15 protein-coding genes and 2 pseudogenes are annotated in these 17,640 nt (G+C 73.3%); 8 read left to right on the plus strand and 9 right to left on the minus strand.

The features are described from left to right. Positions 1 to 75 precede the first annotated feature (75 nt). A pseudogene (locus tag ACWD35_RS18060) lies at positions 76 to 573 on the minus strand (thioredoxin reductase); the annotation flags it as partial. On the opposite strand from ACWD35_RS18060, the gene ACWD35_RS18065 reads away from it, so the two are divergent. The 6 genes and pseudogenes from ACWD35_RS18065 to ACWD35_RS18090 all read left to right on the plus strand — a co-directional run bounded on the left by ACWD35_RS18065 (position 572) and on the right by ACWD35_RS18090 (position 5,751). After that, a complete protein-coding gene (locus ACWD35_RS18065) occupies positions 572 to 1,144 on the plus strand; it encodes a helix-turn-helix domain-containing protein (protein ID WP_451352228.1) in 573 nt (190 codons plus the stop codon). The pseudogene ACWD35_RS18060 and the gene ACWD35_RS18065 sit on opposite strands and share 2 nt — an antisense overlap. Positions 1,145 to 1,230: 86 nt before the next feature. Then, positions 1,231 to 2,208, plus strand: a complete 978-nt coding sequence (locus ACWD35_RS18070; RefSeq protein ID WP_451352229.1) for an NADPH:quinone oxidoreductase family protein — start codon at positions 1,231 to 1,233, stop codon at positions 2,206 to 2,208. Beyond that, complete coding sequence (locus ACWD35_RS18075) at positions 2,205 to 3,386, plus strand: acyl-CoA dehydrogenase family protein (RefSeq protein ID WP_451352230.1); 1,182 nt, start codon at positions 2,205 to 2,207, stop codon at positions 3,384 to 3,386. Before ACWD35_RS18070 ends, ACWD35_RS18075 begins: the two co-directional genes overlap by 4 nt. Beyond that, a pseudogene (locus tag ACWD35_RS18080) lies at positions 3,383 to 4,469 on the plus strand (acyl-CoA dehydrogenase family protein). Before ACWD35_RS18075 ends, ACWD35_RS18080 begins: the two are co-directional and overlap by 4 nt. Positions 4,470 to 4,590: 121 nt before the next feature. Further along, on the plus strand, positions 4,591 to 5,454 hold the full coding sequence (locus tag ACWD35_RS18085) for a phosphatidylinositol-specific phospholipase C/glycerophosphodiester phosphodiesterase family protein (protein WP_451352231.1): 864 nt from the start codon (positions 4,591 to 4,593) through the stop codon (positions 5,452 to 5,454). 102 nt (positions 5,455 to 5,556) lie between these two features. Next, entirely contained in the window at positions 5,557 to 5,751 is a 195-nt protein-coding gene (locus tag ACWD35_RS18090) for a hypothetical protein (RefSeq protein WP_451352232.1), read from the plus strand. Positions 5,752 to 5,775: 24 nt separating this feature from the next. Here ACWD35_RS18090 and ACWD35_RS18095 read toward each other — a convergent pair whose 3' ends face one another. The 3 genes from ACWD35_RS18095 to ACWD35_RS18105 all read right to left on the minus strand — a co-directional run bounded on the left by ACWD35_RS18095 (position 5,776) and on the right by ACWD35_RS18105 (position 8,962). Then, a complete protein-coding gene (locus tag ACWD35_RS18095) occupies positions 5,776 to 7,014 on the minus strand; it encodes a phosphodiester glycosidase family protein (RefSeq protein WP_451352233.1) in 1,239 nt (412 codons plus the stop codon). 75 nt (positions 7,015 to 7,089) lie between these two features. After that, a complete protein-coding gene (locus ACWD35_RS18100; RefSeq protein WP_451352234.1) occupies positions 7,090 to 7,449 on the minus strand; it encodes a DUF779 domain-containing protein in 360 nt (119 codons plus the stop codon). A gap of 43 nt (positions 7,450 to 7,492) precedes the next feature. Beyond that, positions 7,493 to 8,962 (minus strand): purine-cytosine permease family protein, encoded by a 1,470-nt coding sequence (locus ACWD35_RS18105; RefSeq protein ID WP_451352235.1) that lies wholly within the window; start codon positions 8,960 to 8,962, stop codon positions 7,493 to 7,495. 90 nt (positions 8,963 to 9,052) lie between these two features. Here ACWD35_RS18105 and ACWD35_RS18110 point away from each other — a divergent pair, with 90 nt between their 5' ends. Together ACWD35_RS18110 and ACWD35_RS18115 are read left to right on the plus strand one after the other, a co-directional pair. Then, a complete protein-coding gene (locus ACWD35_RS18110) occupies positions 9,053 to 9,694 on the plus strand; it encodes a TetR/AcrR family transcriptional regulator (protein ID WP_451352236.1) in 642 nt (213 codons plus the stop codon). Between the two features lie 38 nt (positions 9,695 to 9,732). Then, positions 9,733 to 11,358, plus strand: coding sequence for an amidohydrolase (locus ACWD35_RS18115; protein ID WP_451352237.1), 1,626 nt, complete (start codon positions 9,733 to 9,735; stop codon positions 11,356 to 11,358). 51 nt (positions 11,359 to 11,409) lie between these two features. Here the strand turns inward: ACWD35_RS18115 and ACWD35_RS18120 are convergent, their stop codons facing one another. From ACWD35_RS18120 to ACWD35_RS18140, 5 genes are all read right to left on the minus strand, one after another. Further along, on the minus strand, positions 11,410 to 12,936 hold the full coding sequence (locus ACWD35_RS18120) for a hypothetical protein (protein ID WP_451352238.1): 1,527 nt from the start codon (positions 12,934 to 12,936) through the stop codon (positions 11,410 to 11,412). Further along, positions 12,933 to 14,882 (minus strand): hypothetical protein, encoded by a 1,950-nt coding sequence (locus ACWD35_RS18125; RefSeq protein WP_451352239.1) that lies wholly within the window; start codon positions 14,880 to 14,882, stop codon positions 12,933 to 12,935. The genes ACWD35_RS18120 and ACWD35_RS18125 overlap by 4 nt, the downstream gene beginning before the upstream one ends. Next, positions 14,879 to 16,819 carry a caspase, EACC1-associated type gene (locus ACWD35_RS18130; RefSeq protein WP_451352240.1) on the minus strand — a complete coding sequence of 647 codons (1,941 nt, stop codon included), beginning with the start codon at positions 16,817 to 16,819 and terminating at the stop codon, positions 14,879 to 14,881. The genes ACWD35_RS18125 and ACWD35_RS18130 overlap by 4 nt, the downstream gene beginning before the upstream one ends. Then, positions 16,816 to 17,199: an effector-associated constant component EACC1 gene (locus ACWD35_RS18135; RefSeq protein WP_451352241.1), complete on the minus strand. Its 384-nt coding sequence runs from the start codon at positions 17,197 to 17,199 to the stop codon at positions 16,816 to 16,818. Before ACWD35_RS18135 ends, ACWD35_RS18130 begins: the two co-directional genes overlap by 4 nt. A 115-nt stretch (positions 17,200 to 17,314) precedes the next feature. Continuing rightward, entirely contained in the window at positions 17,315 to 17,602 is a 288-nt protein-coding gene (locus tag ACWD35_RS18140) for a DUF1905 domain-containing protein (RefSeq protein ID WP_451352242.1), read from the minus strand. Between the last annotated feature and the right edge of the window lie 38 nt (positions 17,603 to 17,640).

The following is a 17,640-nucleotide window of genomic DNA, read 5'->3' on the forward strand; positions in this document are numbered from 1 at the left end:
GCCCCTGGGGCCCTACGCGCGCACGGCCGCGTTCACCACCTGCTCGGCGAACCCGCTCGCGTTCCCCGCCGCTCACAGCCCCGGCACGCTCGTCAGGCTCCGCTCGTCGATCACCGGGTAGCTGCCGAAGGGGGTCTCGCGCAGTTCCGTGCCCAGCCGGTCCTTGGCCACGGTCAGCTCCGCCACCTCGCCGGGTACGACGGTGACCCCGGCGGCGGCCGGCCGGCGCAGGTCGTCGTCCGCCAGCTCGGACTCCTGGAGCCGGTGCAGGAAGAAGCGCACGTCCTTGGTCCACCGGGTGACCATCAGGGCCTGGTGCACGCTCAGCGGGGTGGTGGCGGGCACCCCGGTGGCCCGGTCGCGGACCTCGCAGCCGTGGCAGTACGGGCAGCGGACCACGTCCCGGGACAGATAGCCCTGCATGTGCGCGGCGGGCGCGTTGCGCGGCTCGCCCGCGTCGAAGACCAGCGTGTGCCGCCGGGTCCGGCCCAGCGTGACCGCCTCCGCGGCCGACGGTCGCCCAGGTGCTGCCGTATTGACAAACCTGTTTGCCGATTCTGCAATGAGGGCCATGACGACCGAAGACGTACTGGCAGAGGTGGGTCCCCGGCTGCGGCGCATCCGTCAGGAGCGCGAGGTGACCCTCGCCGCGCTGTCGGAGGCGACCGGGATCTCCGTCAGCACCCTGTCCCGGCTGGAGTCGGGCCTGCGCAAGCCCAGCCTCGAACTGCTGCTGCCGATCGCCCAGGCCCATCAGGTGCCGCTGGACGAACTGGTCGGCGCGCCTCCGGTCGGGGACCCGCGGGTGCGGTTCAAGCCGATCGTGCGCCACGGACGTACCCACTGGCCGCTGACCCGGCAGCCCGGCGGGCTCCAGGCCTTCAAGATCCTGGAACCGCAGCGCAAGGAGGCGCCTGAGCCGCGCAGTCACGAGGGCTACGAGTGGCTGTACGTGCTCTCCGGGCGGCTGCGGCTGGTGCTGGGCGAGCACGACGTGGTGCTCGCGGCGGGCGAGGCCGCCGAGTTCGACACCCGGATACCGCACTGGTTCGGGTCGACGGGGGAGGGGCCGGTGGAGTTCCTGAGCCTGTTCGGACCGCAGGGCGAGCGGATGCACGTACGGGCCCGGCCCCGGCAGACGTGATGCGCGGAACGGTTCCCTGAATGGCAAGCGACCGCTTAGTATGCGGTCGGACCCGGTCAGACGAAGCAGTCCCGTGGAGGCCCCGCATGCAGGCATGGCAAGTGCACGAGAACGGCGAGCCGAGCGAGGTGATGCACCTGGCGGAGGTGGAGCGCCCCACCCCCGGCGACGGCCAGGTGCTGCTGCGGGTGCGCGCCGCCAACATCAACTTCCCGGACGCGCTGATGTGCCGGGGTCACTACCAGGTGCGGCCCCCGCTGCCGTTCACGCCCGGCGTGGAGATCTGTGCCGAGACCGAGGACGGCCGCCGGGTCATCGCCAACCCCGAGCTGCCGCACGGCGGCTTCGCCGAGTACGCCGTCGCCGACGCCCGCGCCCTGCTGCCCGCGCCCGAGGCGCTGGACGACGCGGAGGCCGCAGCGCTGCACATCGGCTACCAGACCGGCTGGTTCGCCCTGCACCGCCGGGCGCACCTGGAGGCGGGCGAGACCCTCCTCGTGCACGCCGCCGCGGGCGGCGTCGGCAGCGCCGCCGTACAGCTCGGCAAGGCCGCGGGTGCCACGGTGATCGGCGTCGTCGGTGGCGCCGCCAAGGCGGCCGTCGCCCGCGAGCAGGGCTGCGACGTCGTGGTCGACCGGCACACCGAGGACGTCGTCGCCGCCGTGAAGGAGGCCACCGGCGGCCGGGGCGCCGACGTGATCTACGACCCCGTCGGCGGCGACGCCTACACGCAGTCCGCCAAGCTGGTCGCCTTCGAGGGCCGCATCGTGGTCATCGGCTTCGCCAGCGGCACCATCCCGGCCCCGGGCCTCAACCACGCCCTGGTGAAGAACTACTCGATCCTCGGCCTCCACTGGGGCCTGTACAACACCAAGAACCCCAAGCTGGTCCTGCACTGCCACGAGCAGCTCACCGAGCTGGCCGCCCGGGGCGCGATCAAGCCGCTGATCAGCGAACGGGTGCCGCTTCAGGGCGCGGCGGACGCCGTACAGCGGGTCGCCGACGGCGTGACCACCGGGCGGATCGCCGTCGTCCCGTCACTGAAGAACGGAGCCGCAGCATGACCGACGCCGAAGAACTGCGCCGCCGCACCCGGGAGTTGCTGGCCGCGCATCCGCCGGCCACCACCGACCGCCTCGACTTCCTCCGGGCCCGGTTCGACGCCGGTCTCGCCTGGGTGCACTACCCGGAGGGCCTCGGCGGCCTCGGCGCCCCGCGCTCCCTCCAGGCCGTCGTGGACGCCGAGCTGGAGCAGGCCGGCGCGCCCGACAACGACCCCCGGCGCATCGGCATCGGCCTCGGCATGGCCGCCCCGACCGTCCTGCACTACGGCACCGAGGAGCAGCACCGGCGCTACCTGCGGCCCCTGTGGACCGGGGAGGAGGTCTGGTGCCAGCTCTTCAGCGAGCCGGGCGCCGGCTCCGACCTGGCCGCGCTGGGCACCCGTGCCGTACGAGAGGGCGACGACTGGGTCGTCAACGGGCAGAAGGTGTGGACGTCCAGCGCCCACCTCGCCCGCTGGGCCATCCTCATCGCCCGCACCGACCCGGACGCGCCCAAGCACGCGGGCATCACGTACTTCATCTGCGACATGACCGATCCCGGTGTCGAGGTCCGGCCGCTGCGGCAGATCACCGGCGAGGCCGAGTTCAACGAGGTCTTCCTCACCGACGTCCGCATCCCCGACTCCCGCCGCCTCGGCGAGGCCGGCGACGGCTGGCGGGTCGCGCAGACGACACTCAACAACGAACGCGTCGCCATCGGCGGCATGCGGCTGCCCCGCGAGGGCGGCATGATCGGCCCGGTATCCAAGACCTGGCGCGAGCGCCCAGACCTGCGCACCCACGACCTCCACCAGAGGCTGCTCAAGCTCTGGGTCGAGGCCGAGGTCTCCCGGCTCACCGCCGAGCGCCTGCGCCAGCAGCTCGTCGCCGGGCAGCCCGGCCCCGAGGGCGCCGGCATGAAGCTCGCCTTCGCCCGCCTCAACCAGGAGATCAGCGGCCTGGAGGTCGAACTCCGCGGCGAAGAGGGCCTGTTGTACGACGACTGGACCATGCGCCGCCCCGAGCTGGTCGACTTCACGGGTCGCGACGCCGGCTACCGCTATCTGCGCTCCAAGGGCAACAGCATCGAGGGCGGGACCAGCGAGGTCCTGCTGAACATCGTCGCCGAGCGGGTCCTCGGCCTGCCCGCCGAACCGCGCACCGACAAGGACGTCGCCTGGAAGGACCTGGCCCGATGAGCACACAGCGGGATCTGCTCCACTCCGAGGAGGAAGAGGCGCTGCGCGCCGCTGTCCGTGACCTGCTCACGGACCACTGCGTCGCGGCGGACGTGATCGCCCGCACCGAGTCGGACGCCCCGCACGACCTCGCCCTGTGGAAGTCCCTCGCCGAGGGCATGGGCCTCGCCGGGCTCCTGGTGCCCGAGGCGCAGGGCGGCCAGGGCGCGACCCACCGCGAAGTGGCCGTCGTCCTTGAGGAGTTGGCGCGCGGTGGCACCCGTGCCGTACCTCACCAGCGCGGTCGTCGCCACCGAGGCCCTGCTGGCCTGCGGGGACGGGGAACTGCTGGGCCGGCTGGCCTCCGGGCGCACCATAGGCGCCCTCGCGGTCGGGCTGCACACGGCCCCGGGCGCCGCGCTTCCGGCCGTACGCCTGGAGAACGGCACGCTGCACGGTGAGTTGACCGGCGTCGCGGATGCCGCCGCGGCCGACGTCCTGCTCGTCCCGGCCGACGACGGCGGCCTGTACGCCGTGGCCGCCGACGCGGTGACTGTCACCCCGCAGATCTCCCTGGACCTGACCCGGCCGCTCGCCACCGTCACCCTCGACGGCGCCCCCGGCCGCCGCGTCGGCGAGGCGGGACCCGCCGTGCGCCGGGCCCTGCGCGCCGCCGCCGGACTGCTCGCCTCCGAACAACTCGGCGTGGCGGAGTGGGCGTTGACCGAGACCGTGCGCTACCTGAAGGAGCGCAAGCAGTTCAACCGGCCGGTCGGCGGCTTCCAGGCGCTCAAGCACCGGCTCGCCCAGCTGTGGCTGGAGGTCGTGAACCTCCGGGCCGCGGCCCGGGCCGCCGCCGACGCGCTTGCCTCCGGCGAGGACACCGACGTCTCGGTCGCCGTCGCACAGGCGTACGCGGCGCCCGTCGCGGTCCACGCCGCCGAGGAAGCCGTGCAACTGCACGGCGGGATCGGCATGACCTGGGAACACCCGGCCCATCTTTACCTGAAGCGGGCCAAGGCCGACTCGATCGCCTACGGCACCGCGGGCGCACACCGCTCGGCGCTGGCCGAACTGGTCGATCTTCAGGGGCCCCTGAGTTAGCTGTCCTTTCCGGCGATCACAAGTGAACAGAGGGCGAACTCCCTTTCGGATGGGGCCTGTTGGCTGTGTATGGAACGCATACTCCCTTCGGTCCCATCCGGTCCCTCAAGGGAGGCAGAGCATGGCCCTCACCACCCGTCGCAGAGCCCTCACCACCCTCGGCGCCGCCCTCGCCGGCGCGGTAGCCCTGCCCGCCGGCCAGGCCTGGGCGGGCGGCGGCCACCGCGGCCCGCGCCCGCTGTGGAACGCCCACGCACACAACGACTACGAGCACCCGCGCCCCCTGTTCGACGCCCTCGACCACCGCTTCGGCAGCGTCGAGGCCGACATCTTCCTCGTCGGTAACCAGCTCCTCGTCGCGCACGAGGTCGGCGAGCTGGACCCGAAGCGCACCCTCGAATCCCTCTACCTCGAACCGCTCTCCGCGATCGTGAAGGCCAACCAGGGCTCGGTGTACCGGGGTTGGCGCCGACCGGTGCAGCTGCTCATCGACATCAAGACCGAGGGCTCCTCGACCTACGTCGAACTCGACCGCCATCTGCGCCGCTACCCGCACCTGTTCACCACCTACGCGAACGGCCGGGTCCACCCCGGTCCGCTCACCGCCGTCATCTCCGGCGACCGTGCGGCCCGCATCCCCATGGAGGCCCAGACCGAGCGCCGCGCCTTCTACGACGGGCGGCTCGCTGACCTCGGCAGCGCGGCCCCGGCCTCCTTCATCTCGCTGATCAGCGACAACTGGACCAACAACTTCACCTGGCTGGGCGACGGGCCGTTCCCGGACGCCGAGCGGCAGAAGCTGCGCGCCATCACCGGGCAGGCCCACGCGCGCGGCCAGCAGGTCCGGTTCTGGGCCACGCCCGACCTCGCAGGTCCGGCCCGGGACGCGCTGTGGACGGAACTGCTCGCGGGCGGCGTCGACTACCTCAACACCGACGACCTCGCCGGCCTGGAGGCCTTCCTCGACGCCCACCCCTCCGCGTAACACCACACGATCGGAGGACACGTCAGCCGCCCGGACGAACCCCCCGCTACGCCACACTTGCGGCCGAACGCCGCTCATGGGGCGTGGCGGAGGAGGTTCCCGATGGCCGTTTCCATCTCTGTGGTGCTGCTGCTCGTGATCATTGCCGTGATCTTCATGCGCCAAGGCGCGCTGAAGCTCTCGCACGCCCTGGTCTGCATGCTGCTCGGCTTCTACCTGGCCGGCACGAGCATGGCGCCCACCATCAGCAGCGGGCTCACTGCGACCGCCGACCTGGTGAGCGGCCTGCGGCCCTGAGGCCGGACGGCCGGGGCAGCCGGGTCAGCCGGCCGAGAAGACGCCGATGCCGTTCGGTACGGGGCGTTCGGCGCCGCCGCTCGGGTGGTTGCGGACCGACACCGTGCTCGCGCCGGGCTCGCGGGTGACCATTTCCGTCGAGCCGCCGCCGTCCAGGCTGAACGCGTCGTACGACCCCAACTTCCGCATCACTGAGGCGACTTCGGCGATTGTCAGACCGCTGCGGTAGGCGGGGGAGCCGTCCGTGGCGAGGAGCAGCAGCCTGCGCCCGTCGCCGCTGAAGCCGACGGCGGTGCGCACCGCCGAGACCCGGTTGTCGAGCCCCGCGAGCGGCTGCCCCTTGCTCAGCACCGGGTAACCGCCGAGCGCGAACCGGTACGGCACCGTCGACGCCGAGGCCAGCGTCCGGTGCCATACCGTCACCTGGTCGCCCCTGGAGAGCTTCCGCAGCTGCCGGGCGCCCGCGTCGCGGCCGAGCAGTACCGTGGTGTCCTTGGCGATCGGGCCGCTGCCCGGACGGCCGGAGACGGACACGACCCGGCCGTAGCGGACGGTCACCTCGTAGGTGTCGTGGTCGCAGCCCGCGGCGCGGTCGGTGTCGGTGCCGCAGACGGCGCGGGCCCGCGAGACGCTGCCCCAGGCCCGGGTGAAGGCGCCGACGGAGTTCTCCGGCAGCGCGAACTGATTGAGGCCCCGCAGCGGCAGCCTCCCCTCCGGGGTGTGGACCGAGCCGGTGAGGCTGAGCCGGTCCAGGCGGGCCCTCCGGTCCTCGCCCACCCCGAAGACGTCCTCGGCGGTGGTGCCGGGCGGCAGTGCGGGCCCGAAGCGCTGGCCGTCCGGCACGGCGGCCTTCAGCACCCGGCCGTGCGCGATCTCCGGACCGTCGGACGCGCCGGTGGCCTCGACGCCGGGGTGCTGGGCCTCGCTGATGTCGAAGAAGTCCCCGTTGACGCCCGCGACGGCGCCCGCCGCGGCGGCCATCCCGGAGACCGTCGCCCGGGCCGCGACCGCGCCCGGGTACAGCAGGTCCAGGTGCACACGCCGGTCGGTCAGGTCGACGGTGACCACATGGGCGTGCGTCACCCCCTTGGCCGCCGGGAGGTCGAACTGCCGGTAGCTGACCCCCGGCGCGATCCGCCTTCCCTCCGGTGCGGCACTGGCCGGCGCCGCCCCGGTCAGGGTCGCGCCGGCCAGCACACCGAAGGCCGTGAGAGCTGTGAGGAGCGATCTGCCCGTGGCCGGTCGCCGCTGACGTCGTGTCACCGTACCCCCTGATGTCTCGTCAACGTTCCGAGGACTCAGGGGCAGTGCAGCAGACGCGGGGGACCGGCGGGGTGCCTAGGCGTCGACTACGCGAGAACGGGTGAGAAAACGCACCCCCTCGGGTGCTTCCAGCGAGAATCCGCTCCCACGTCCGGGTACGACGTCCACGATCAGCCGGGTGTGGCTCCAGGCCGCGTACTGGCTGCGCGACATCCAGAAGGTCACCGGCTCGTCGACGCCGTCCACGTCCAGCTCGGCCAGCAGCACGTCCGAGTCGCCGGTGCGGAACTCGCCGTCCGGGTAGCACATGGGCGCGCTGCCGTCGCAGCAGCCGCCGGACTGGTGGAACATCAGCGGACCGTGCTCGGCGCGCAGCCGGCGCACCAGCTCAGCGGCCTGCGGGGTGAGTTCGACGCGGGGGACTTCCTCTTCCATGGTCACCGTCCTGGAGAGCGGGGGCGTCGGCCGCGCTCCAGTCTCACGGCTTGTCAGCCGGGCGTCCAGCGCGCACTCCGTCGCGCATCAGCAGGGCGTACGCACCCGCGGACACCACCAGGCCCACGGGGAGGGCGAGGTCGATGCCGCCCAGGGCGGCGGCCACCGGACCGGTGTAGACGGTGTCGACGCAGAGGGCGGAGGCGGCGACACCCAGCCCGAGGGCCAGTGCGCCGGACCAGTTGACCCCGCCCCTGTACCAGAACGGGCTGCCCGGGGTCTCGTCGCCGAGGGCGAGGCCGTCGTAGCGGTTGCGGCGCAGCAGGATGTCGGTGGCGTACACGGCCATGCTGGGGCCGAGCAGGACCACGGTCAGCTGGAGGACGGTGCCGACGGTGTCGAGGAAGTCGGAGATCAGCAGCGCGTACAGCGTGAGCGCGACGGAGACGGTGCCGTCGACGAGGACGCTGCGCGAGCGCCGGATGCTGAGGCCGACGGCCTGGAGGGCGAGCCCCGCGCTGTAGGCGGTCAGGGCGTTGAGGGCGACGGTGCCGAGGACCAGCGCGAGCAGGAACAGCGGCCGGAACCAGCCGGGCAGCAGCCCCTGGAGTGCGGTCTGCGGGTCGCTCATGTCGACGGTGGTCGCGGCGAGCGCGCCGAGGCCGCAGACCACGGTGCCGGGCAGGAAGCCGCCGAGCGCCGTCCAGCCGGCCACGGCCTTCGGGGAGGCGGTGCGCGGCAGATAGCGGGAGAAGTCCGCGCTGGTGGTGTACGACAGCGGACCCGAGGCGATCAGGCCGACACCGGCCAGCACGGTCGCCCACAGGGCGCTGCCGGTCAGCGGCCGGTCCGGGACGTAGCCGAAGTCGGTGTGCTGCACCACGACCACGGCCACCACGGCGAAGACGACCGTCAGGACGAGGGTGATCGGGACGTAGAGCCGGACGATCGCGGAGTGGCCGTAGACGCTGATGGCGAGGGTGACCGCGGCGATGAGGATCACGATCACGGCCTTGACGGCGGTGTTCACGGGCAGCCCGGCCCGCTCGGCGAGCGAGAAGGCCGCGGTGGCCCCCGCCGCCAGGTTCAGGGCGAAGTAGCAGACGGAGATCATCCACCCGGTCACGGCGTTGTTCACGCGGTTGCCGAGCACGCCGTACATCGCCCGCGTGATCACCTCGCTGGGCGCGCCCGCCGCCGGGCCCGAGACCGCGAGCAGGCCGGTCAGCACCCAGAAGAGATTGCCGACGACGATCACCGCCAGCGCCTGCCTCAGGCTCAGGCCCATCAGCACCAGGGCGCCGCCGACGACCAGGCTGAGGTAGTTGACATTGGCCGCGGCCCACACCGAGAACAGCTCTCGAGGGCGGCCCCGGCGCTCGGAGTCCGGGATGTGGTCGATGCCGTGGGCCTCGATGCCACCGGCCCGCTCGGGGGCCAGGTCAGCCGCCGCCTTCCCGTCGGCGGACCTGAGGTGCGCTTCGGGAATCGGGTCGGGGAGTGTGGACGCCATGAGGCCCTCCGGGAGCGGTGGATCGACCGGGTCGCTTATTGGTCACTTGGCCAGTTGCTTATTGGTCGCACACTCAATAGCATCCGGGGTATGACGTCAAGCGTTCAGCGCAAACGGATCCGAAAGGATCCCGCCACCCGGCGGGCGGAAATCGTCGACGCGGCCTCGGCCGTTGCCCTGACCGAGGGCCTGGAGAGCATCACCCTGCGCCGGATCGGCGAGGAGCTGGACGTGCGCCCGGGGCTGATCGGTCACTACTTCCCCTCGGCCGAGGATCTCGTCGCCGAGGCCTTCGGCAGCGCGGCGACCGCCGAACTCGACACCCTGCTGCCGGACGGCCGGCCCGAGGACACCCCCACCCTGCGCCTGGCCCGGTTCCTCGCCCGCACCTCGGGCGCGGACTACGACGGCATCAGCCGGCTGTGGATCAACGCCCGCCACCTCAGCCGCTACCGGCCGGTCCTGCGCGACCGGGTCGCCGAGCAGGAGGGCGCCTGGCGTGCACGGCTCGAAGCCGTCATCCGGGACGGCGTCGAGGCGGGCGAATTCCGCACCGCCGACCCGCTGGTGACGACCATTCAGATACTCGTCGTGCTGGACGGCCTGGGCGCCCACGCCAACACCGTGACCCCCGAACGGCCCGCGGCCGTGGTGCGCATGGCCCTCACCACCGCCGAGCGCGAACTCGGCCTTTCGGAGGGCGTGTTCGAGCGCGCCCTCGCCGCCGGCTGACCACCCGTTCCATCCCCTGTTCCACGAAGGAGCCCCGCGTGCCCGCCGATCTCGTCCTGCTCTCCGCCCGGCTGCTCGACCCCGGCACCGGCACGCTCCTCCCGCACACCGCGCTCGCCGCGGAGCACGGGCGGATCACCTTCCTCGGCGACGACCGGCAGGCCCGGCTCCTCGCCGGGCCGGGCAGCACGGTTGTGGACCTGCGCGGGGCCGTGGTCACCGCGGGCTTCACCGACGGCCATCTGCACCCGGTCTCCGGCGCCGAGCGCACCATGGGCGTGGACCTGTCCGGCTGCCGCGACCTGACCGCCGTACGCGCCGCGCTCGCCGAGGCGGCGCAGGCGCTGCCACCGGGGGCCTGGCTGCGCGGCTGGGGCCTGGACCCCAACGCGTTCGAGGGCGCGCCGGTCGGCAACGCCGCGCTCGGCCCGGTGCTCGACGGCATCCCCGCCCTTGTCGACCTGTTCGACGCGCACTCGCTGCTGGCCAGCGAGCGGGCCCTGGAGCTGGCGGGCGTCGACGGAGCGCGGGAGTTCGCGCAGGGTTCCGAGATCGTCTGCGGCGCCGAGGGCCGGCCCACCGGCCTGCTCCTGGAGGACGCCGCCTGCGAACTCGTCGAGGCCGTCGCCCCCCGGCCCACCGAGGCCGAGGTGCGGGAGCGGACCGCCGAGGTGCTGCGCGCCATGGCCGCCGCCGGCCTCACCGGCGGGCACGCCATGGACGCGAACGGCGACAGCCTCGCCGTCTACGCCGCGCTGGAGGCCGAGGACGCGCTGCCGCTGCCGCTGCGGCTGCGGATCGCCCCCTGGTGCCGCCCGGAGGCCGACGACGACGCCGTGGCCGACCTCGTCCGGCAGCAGGGCACCGGCGGCGGGTTGTGGCGGGTGGCCGGCGTGAAGCTGTTCATGGACGGCACCATCGACAACGGCACCGCCTGGCTGGAGGCCCCCGACTGCCACGGCGAGTCCACGCACGCCTTCTGGCCCGACCCGCAGCGCTACACCGAGGTGATCGGCGCGCTCCACCGGGCCGGCGTGCCCACCGCCACCCACGCGATCGGCGACGCGGCCGTACGCCATGTGCTCGACTCCGTCGAGAAGGCGCGCGCCGAGCATTCGGAGGCCGTCCGCCACCGGGTCGAGCACGTCGAGACCGTGCCCGACGACACCGTACGGCGCTTCGCGGCACTCGGGGTGGCCGCCTCCATGCAGCCCACCCACTGCTGCGAGTTCACCCGGTCCGACCACACCGACAACTGGTCGCACCGGCTCGGCGAGGAGCGCGCCGCGCGCGCCTTCCGCTGCCGCGACCTGTGGGAGGCCGGAGCCCGGGTCGTCCTCGGCTCCGACTGGCCCATCGCGCCGTACCCGCCGCTCGAGGTCATGGCCGGCGCCCGGCACCGCCGCCCCGCCGACCTCTCCCGGCCGCCGCACGGCCCGGAGCAGGGCCTCACCGCCCTGCAGGCGCTCCAGGGCATGACCGTCAACCCCGCGTGGGCCGCCGGGGAGGAGGACCTCGCGGGCCGGATCGCCGTCGGTCACCGCGCCGACCTCACCGTCCTGGCCGAGAACCCGCTTCAGGTGTCCGACACCGACCTTGCCGGACTGCCGGTCCTGCTCACGGCGGTGGCCGGGCGGGTCACCTTCCGGGCGGCCCAGCTGTAACACACCGGCGGGGCAGCGGAGTTGGGCCGACCCGCCTGGCCTGACACGCCGTCAGGGTTGCTTCTTGTGGTGGATGAACTCCACCCCGTTGATGATGACGCTGCCGCCCACCGGGCACCGGCCCCGATCCCGGTGGCCGTCCTTGCCGGGCTTCCGGCAGGCGATGGACAGCCGCTCCACCGTGCCCCGGTCGTCGGCCCTGTCCGGGCGGATCTCGACCGAGCCCTCGCCGGTGGGGTCGAGGGCGTAGGTGATCAGGCTCCGTCTGCCCGCGAGCGCAACGGGCCCCAGCTCGCGGACGGTCCAGGCGCCGTCGGCGGCCTCGGGATACTGGGCCGTCAGCCAGCCCCGCATCCGCGGACGGTTGCGGTGCAGCCAGCGGCGCAGGTACAGGCCGGTCGGGACGGCGATCAGGAGCAGCAGCACGCCGCTCGCCGTGGGCAGCAGCCAGAACGGGATGCCGACCGTGCCCGTTCCGGCCACGTCGGTCGAGGCCGTGTCCAGACGCGGCGGGATGGTGCGCAGGCCGATCGCGGCGAGGTTCTGCGCCCAGGGCGTGCCCGTCCTGGCGTGCACCGAGAGCTGTCCGCTCAGCCGCACGGACGCCCTGCCCAGCCGGTACTTGTCGGCCTTCCAGCTGAGTTCGACGGTGACGTGCGCGGTGGCCCCGGGTTTCAGGTCCAGCTCCGTCGTGTCCGCCTTGGCCTTGATCGGGACCGGCGCGTCCGTGACCGTGAAGGCCACGCCCGAGAGGTGCACGGGAACCCGGCGCAGCGTCGACCGCAGCGTGAGGGTGACCTCGGCCTTCTCGTCCCAGGGGGACAGCCGGGGCGCCCGCCGCGGCCAGCTCGCGACGACCCGGCCCGCACGGTCCGGGGCGAGGGCGGCCAGCGCCGCGTACCGCAGCACGTCGTCGGCCAGTTGGGCGAGGTCGGGGTGGACGGCGGGGCTCCACGGGGCCGTGGCGACGGCCCCGGGGAAGGCGCTCTCCAGGAATCCCGACTGCCGTGCGCGGGTGTCGGCGCCGGCCGCCAGCGGATACGCGTGCACGGTGAGGGCGGTGTGCGCGGCCAGCTCCCCGGCCCGGCGGCGCAGTTCCGCCGACGGCTCCTCGCCGCCGGGGTCCCCGTACCCGAGGACGGCGAGCGCGGTGCGCGCGGGACGGTCGTCCTCCAGGCTGGTCAGCGCCGCGTCCAGCGCGGCGGCGAGGTCGATCCTGTCGTCCCCGGGCCCGGGCATCGCCAGCGAGCCCAGGTCCGCCCGGCCCAGCGGGCTGATCGTACGGCGGACCCGGTGGTCGAAGACGATCACGGTGATGTCGTCGGGCTTCGCGACCGCGTCCAGCAGGGTGCCGAGCTGGTCCCGGGTTTCGGTGAGCCGGGAGCCGTCGAGCGCCCCGGTGTCGAGCAGGACGACGTACCGCGTACGGATCCCGGTGACGCCGACCGCCTTGTAGAACTGTGCCGGGGTCAGCGGCTGGTCCCGGGCGTGTGCCGGCGGCGCCGGGAGCGACAGGACGGCCAGCAGGGAGAGGAGGGCGGCCAGGAAGGACAGCAGGGCGGCCCTGATCGGTCTCATGGGCGGTGACCTTCGGTGTCGTGCGGATCGGGCTGCCAGGGACGGCGGCGGTCCTGGGCGGCGCGCCGGGCCCTCAGTTCGGTGAGGCCGCGCAGCCAGCCCGAGGGGAATCCGGGGCGGCGCCGCGTCGCGACGGCCCGCGCCAGCTCGGGGTCGAGATGGCGCAGGCGCCGCAGCAGCCAGTGGTTGCGGGGGACGGCGGCGATCAGGGCGAGTCCGACCTGATCGCGGTGCTCGAACAGTTCTGGCCGGTCCCACAGGTTCAGGAAGCCGGCCCAGTAGCGGGCGCCCTCCCGGTCGGGACTCGTCCGCGCGGCCCAGACGGGGGCGACGCCGAGCAGCGGGGACAGGACGTCGAGTCCGGCGCGGTTGGCCGGGTCCGCAGGGGCGAGCCCGCCGACGGTGTCGCGGAGCGCGGCATGTGCGGAGCCGGGCCGGGCGGTCGTCAGGAGCAGCAGGGGCCGCCAGGCGCCGTACAGGACCAGGTCGATCGTGCCGGTGCGGCCGGCGGTGCGCAGCAGCGTGGGCAACGCCTCGGCCCCGCAGTGCCGTTGCACGTCGTCCAGCCAGGAGGGCGGGACGGGGCCCGCCCGCTCGGGCAGCAGCGCCCCGAACGCCTTCAGCCAGTCGGGGGCCGGAGCCCGTCCGGAGGTGCAGAGCCAGGCGAGCCAGTGCTCCAACGGTGCCCGGGGATGGGGGAGTTGCTGACGCAGCACCTGGTGGACGACGGCGGGGCGGGTCACCACGGTGCGGTGGAGTTCCGGGCAGGCGCCGGGCGCGGGCGGGCGCAGCGCGGTCAGCAGGGCTGCCTGCGTGCCCGGGGCGCGGTCCGGGGGGCAGTGTCTGAGGACGTCGTCGACATAGGAGTCCGCCTGCCGCAGCCGCTGGGCGACCTCCAGGTAGCTGCGCGCCAACTGGGCGCTGCCCGAGGCCAGTTCGGCACCGGCACCGGCGACGACGGCCTCCCTGGCCTCGGTCCAGCGGCGCGCGAGCTGCTCCGGGGAGGCGGCCTTCGCATGGGTGAGCAGCGCCTCGCGCGCGGCCCTCCGGTGCTCCGGCGCGGCGAGCACGTCCACCGCGGCGAGCAGGTTCCGCTCGTCGTTCAGCTCCAACGGACCGGTCTCCCGGGCGAGTTGTGCGAGCAACGGGCCCGGTTCGCCGTGCCGTCGGTGCGCGTCGCGCAGCGCGGACAGATAGACGTCCCCGAGGGTGCCACGGCCGGGCTCGGGCCGGTCGGACCAGAGCACGTGGTGCTGGTGCGACTTGCCGACCCACTCGCCGAAGAAGAGCCGTACGTCGTGATCGGCGAGGTTGTCCGCCCAGGTGCTGGCCCTGAGGCTGGCCCGCGCCCCGTACGGCAGCAGCGCCACGATCGCGTCGAGGCAGTCGATGCGCTCGGCCAGCGGCAGCGCCCCCGCGCCGATGAGCGCGACCGGGCCGTCGAGCAGCAGGGCGGCGACGGCGGCGTACCAGTCGAAGCCGCGCGGGTCGGCGGTCATGCGGTCGGCCAGGGCATGGGGGTCGAGGGCGGGAAGGTCCAGCGGGACGGCGTCGGCCGAGGGCAGCGGGAGCCCGATGGGGGCCACCTGGTCGTACAGGCCCCGGTAGCTGACGGCTGGGCCGGCGGCCTCCAGGAAGGGGAAGGTGAAGTAGCGGGTGGTGGTGATGCGCCTGCCGACCTCGTCCAGTTCCGGGGACCACTCCTTGACGGCGATGCCCGTCCAGTGCCCCTCGTCCGCGCCGCCGGACACGTCGAACGTCACCCAGGGCAGCGCGTCGGCCGCGTCGGCACCGCCACCCTGCGGGGTGCCCGGCGTCGCCTCGCGGATCAGGCGGTCGAACCGGGCGTCCTCGGCACGGTCCCGGCTGGAGCCGAGGATGTGGTAGTCGTGCCGCCGCTCGGGGAGTTTGCCGTGGAGCGCCCATTCCGCGTGGACAGTGGTCATGTGCCCCCCGCCGGTCCGTCGCCCGGGGCCGCGCCGGCCTCGGCCGGGTGGTACTGGGGCACCATGCGCTGCAGGGCGATGAAGGGCTCCAGCACGTTCACCGGGCGGATGCCGCTGCGGATTCCCCCCAGGGCGTCGGTGTTGACGAAGTCGGAGGAGCGGAACACCCCGTCGGGGCCGACGTGGAAGCCGATGGCGGAGGTGACGAAGTACCGGGTGCGCGCGGGGTCGAAGTGGTTCTCGATCAGGTCGCACATGCGGCGGCCGGCGTTGCCGGCGAAGTGACGGGCGGCCCAGTGCAGGAAGTCCCGGGCGTGTTCGTCCTTCACGCGCGGGAAGCGGTACCGGTCGTTACCCTGCGTGCCCCAGCGTGCCGCGCGGGCGGCCAGGAACACCTGGGGCGAGTCGAACTTGGTCACGCAGACCGCCAGGCACTGCGGGAGATACCGGCCGGTGGCCCGGCCCGTCTCCTCCAGATGGGTGGTCAGGCGCTGGATGAGTCCGAAGAGGTAGTCGGCGCTCGCGTGCGACGCCGCGTCTATGGGGTCGAAGAGGTAGACCAGCGCGTCGGACTCGGCGAGGCGGGCGACGACCGGGTTGTCCGGGGCCACGCTCCGGTCGTGGAAGAACTCGCCGGGGACGTCCTGCACCTCCACGACGAAGTCGACGGTCGGGTTCAGCGGGCGGCTCTCGCCGCCGGTGAACCGGAACCGCAGGGGTTCGCCGACCGCCTCGGTGGCGGACGGGAACTGACCGTCGTTCATCAGTCCGGTCTTGTGCCGCACCAGGAACTGCTCGGAGACGCGGTCCGTGCCGCTGATCCGCCATGTCCCGTACTCCGCCTGCGTGTCACCTACGACGTGCGCCAACGCGGCGAGCAGGGTGGTCTTGCCGCTGGCGGGAGCGCCCCAGAGACCGATGCGCACCGGGGCGGACTGCTGCTCGTCCACGACCGGTTCCGGCTCCGCGGGTGCCGGTTCGGTGAGCAGGTCCTCGCTGCGGGGGCGCGGAAGCGCGCGCGGGGACGACGAAGGGGCGGGCGCGGACGGCGATTCGGGGGCCTGGGCCGGGACGGGTTCCGGTACGGGGGCAGGGGTCGCGGCCGGCTCTGGTAAGGGGGCCTGGGCGGGGGCGGGTTCCGGTGCGGGCGGTGGCGGAGGCGGCGGCGGAGGCGGGGCGTACCCGCGATTGCGGGCCAGGGCCACTTTGCCGCCCATGTTGAGGCTGCGGATCCGGGGAAGAGGCCGGTTCTTGGCCCGGAGCTGCTTGTAGGTGTGCGCGTAAACGGTTTCGAGGTCGAGGAGCGCGGGCCCTTCCTCGATGCCGTCCCTGAGGAGAGTGATCAACTCGCCGGTGAACGCGGTGAAGTCCTCCCCGGGCTCGGCCTTCGCCTTCTTCGTCTCGGCGACCGAGGTCAGCAGGCAGGCACCGTCGATACGGGAGTGGTCGGCCAGTTGCTCCGCGACCGACTGGCCCCCGCTCATCCAGCCCTCCATCGCCCGCCCGCTCCAGCAGCAGTCGAGGATGACGACCTTGTGCCGGGCCCGCACCTCCGGTTCCAGGATCTCCCGGCGCACCCAGGCGAAGGGAAGCGAGGTGGACTGGACGCGGTAGCTGTCGGAGCCGACCAGGGAGAGGTGCAGGTCGTTGTCCTGCGGATCGAGCAGGCCGTGACCGGCGTAGTAGACGAGCAGCGTGTCGGTGGCCCGCCGGGCCACGTTCGTGAGCATGTCCAGGACCCGGTTGGGGTTGTCCGGCTGCGGCACGGTCAGGCAGTGGCTCGGCGGCAGTCCCCACACATCGGGCGCGCACAGCAGGTCGGCGAGCCCGGTCAGGTTCTTCTCGACGGCGGGCAGGGACTCCAGGGAGCTGTACCGGTGGACGCCGACGAGCAGGGCGTACGACTGCTGCGGATCGGCGAGCGTGGGCGTGCTCATGGACGACCCGAGGCGTCCGGCCCCTCGGGCGCGTCGCTCAGGGCCGCGAGCAGGGCCCGTGCCGTCTCGGGATCGTCGCCGCTGACGGTCACCGTCACCGTGGTTCCGGCGCGCTGGATGCGCACCTCGGGGGCGCGCCGCCGGGTGTCCCGCCAGGTGCCGATGGCGACCAGCAGATTGCCCAGCGCCACCGCGTCGCCGAGCACGATGTTCAGCACCTCCAGCGCGCCGCTCATCTCCCCGGTGGGCCCGTCGGTGACGCGCTCGCCCAGCTCGAGGGTGGCGTGGTGGGTCACGTCCGGGTCCTGGATCAGCCAGCGGTGGAGCGAGGTGAGCTCGTCCGGGCTGCCGTCGCCGGCAACCGTCAGCGAGAGTTCCATGGTGCGTCCCCCGATTGGTGCGCCAAGTGCCAACTGCCCGCAGTAGGCGTCAATTGACGATGCGTAGGCAGATTGTGCAGCAGACGCATCGGCTCGCGCGACCGCTTCGCCCGATTTAGAACCGGACGGTCATGTCCACCGTGACGTCGTCACCCGCCGACAGGCCCTGCGGCCCTCGCACGGCGCTCTTGAGCGGCAGCAGATAGCTGCCGTCCTTGGGGAACAACGAGGTCGTGAAGGCGGTCCGGCCGATCCTGGCCTCGACGGGGATCACGCCCCAGCCGTAGCTGGCCGCCGCGGCGACCTGGCGGATGTCGTCGCACTCCGCCTCCGGCACAGGCACGAAGTAATACGGCGCCGGGCCCCGCCATTCGATCACTCGGCCGGTGAAGACGAGGTCCATGAGGCAGTCCGATCATCGAGGGGGTCCGGGGCGCGCTC

This window comes from Streptomyces sp. NPDC002671 (genome assembly GCF_053592475.1).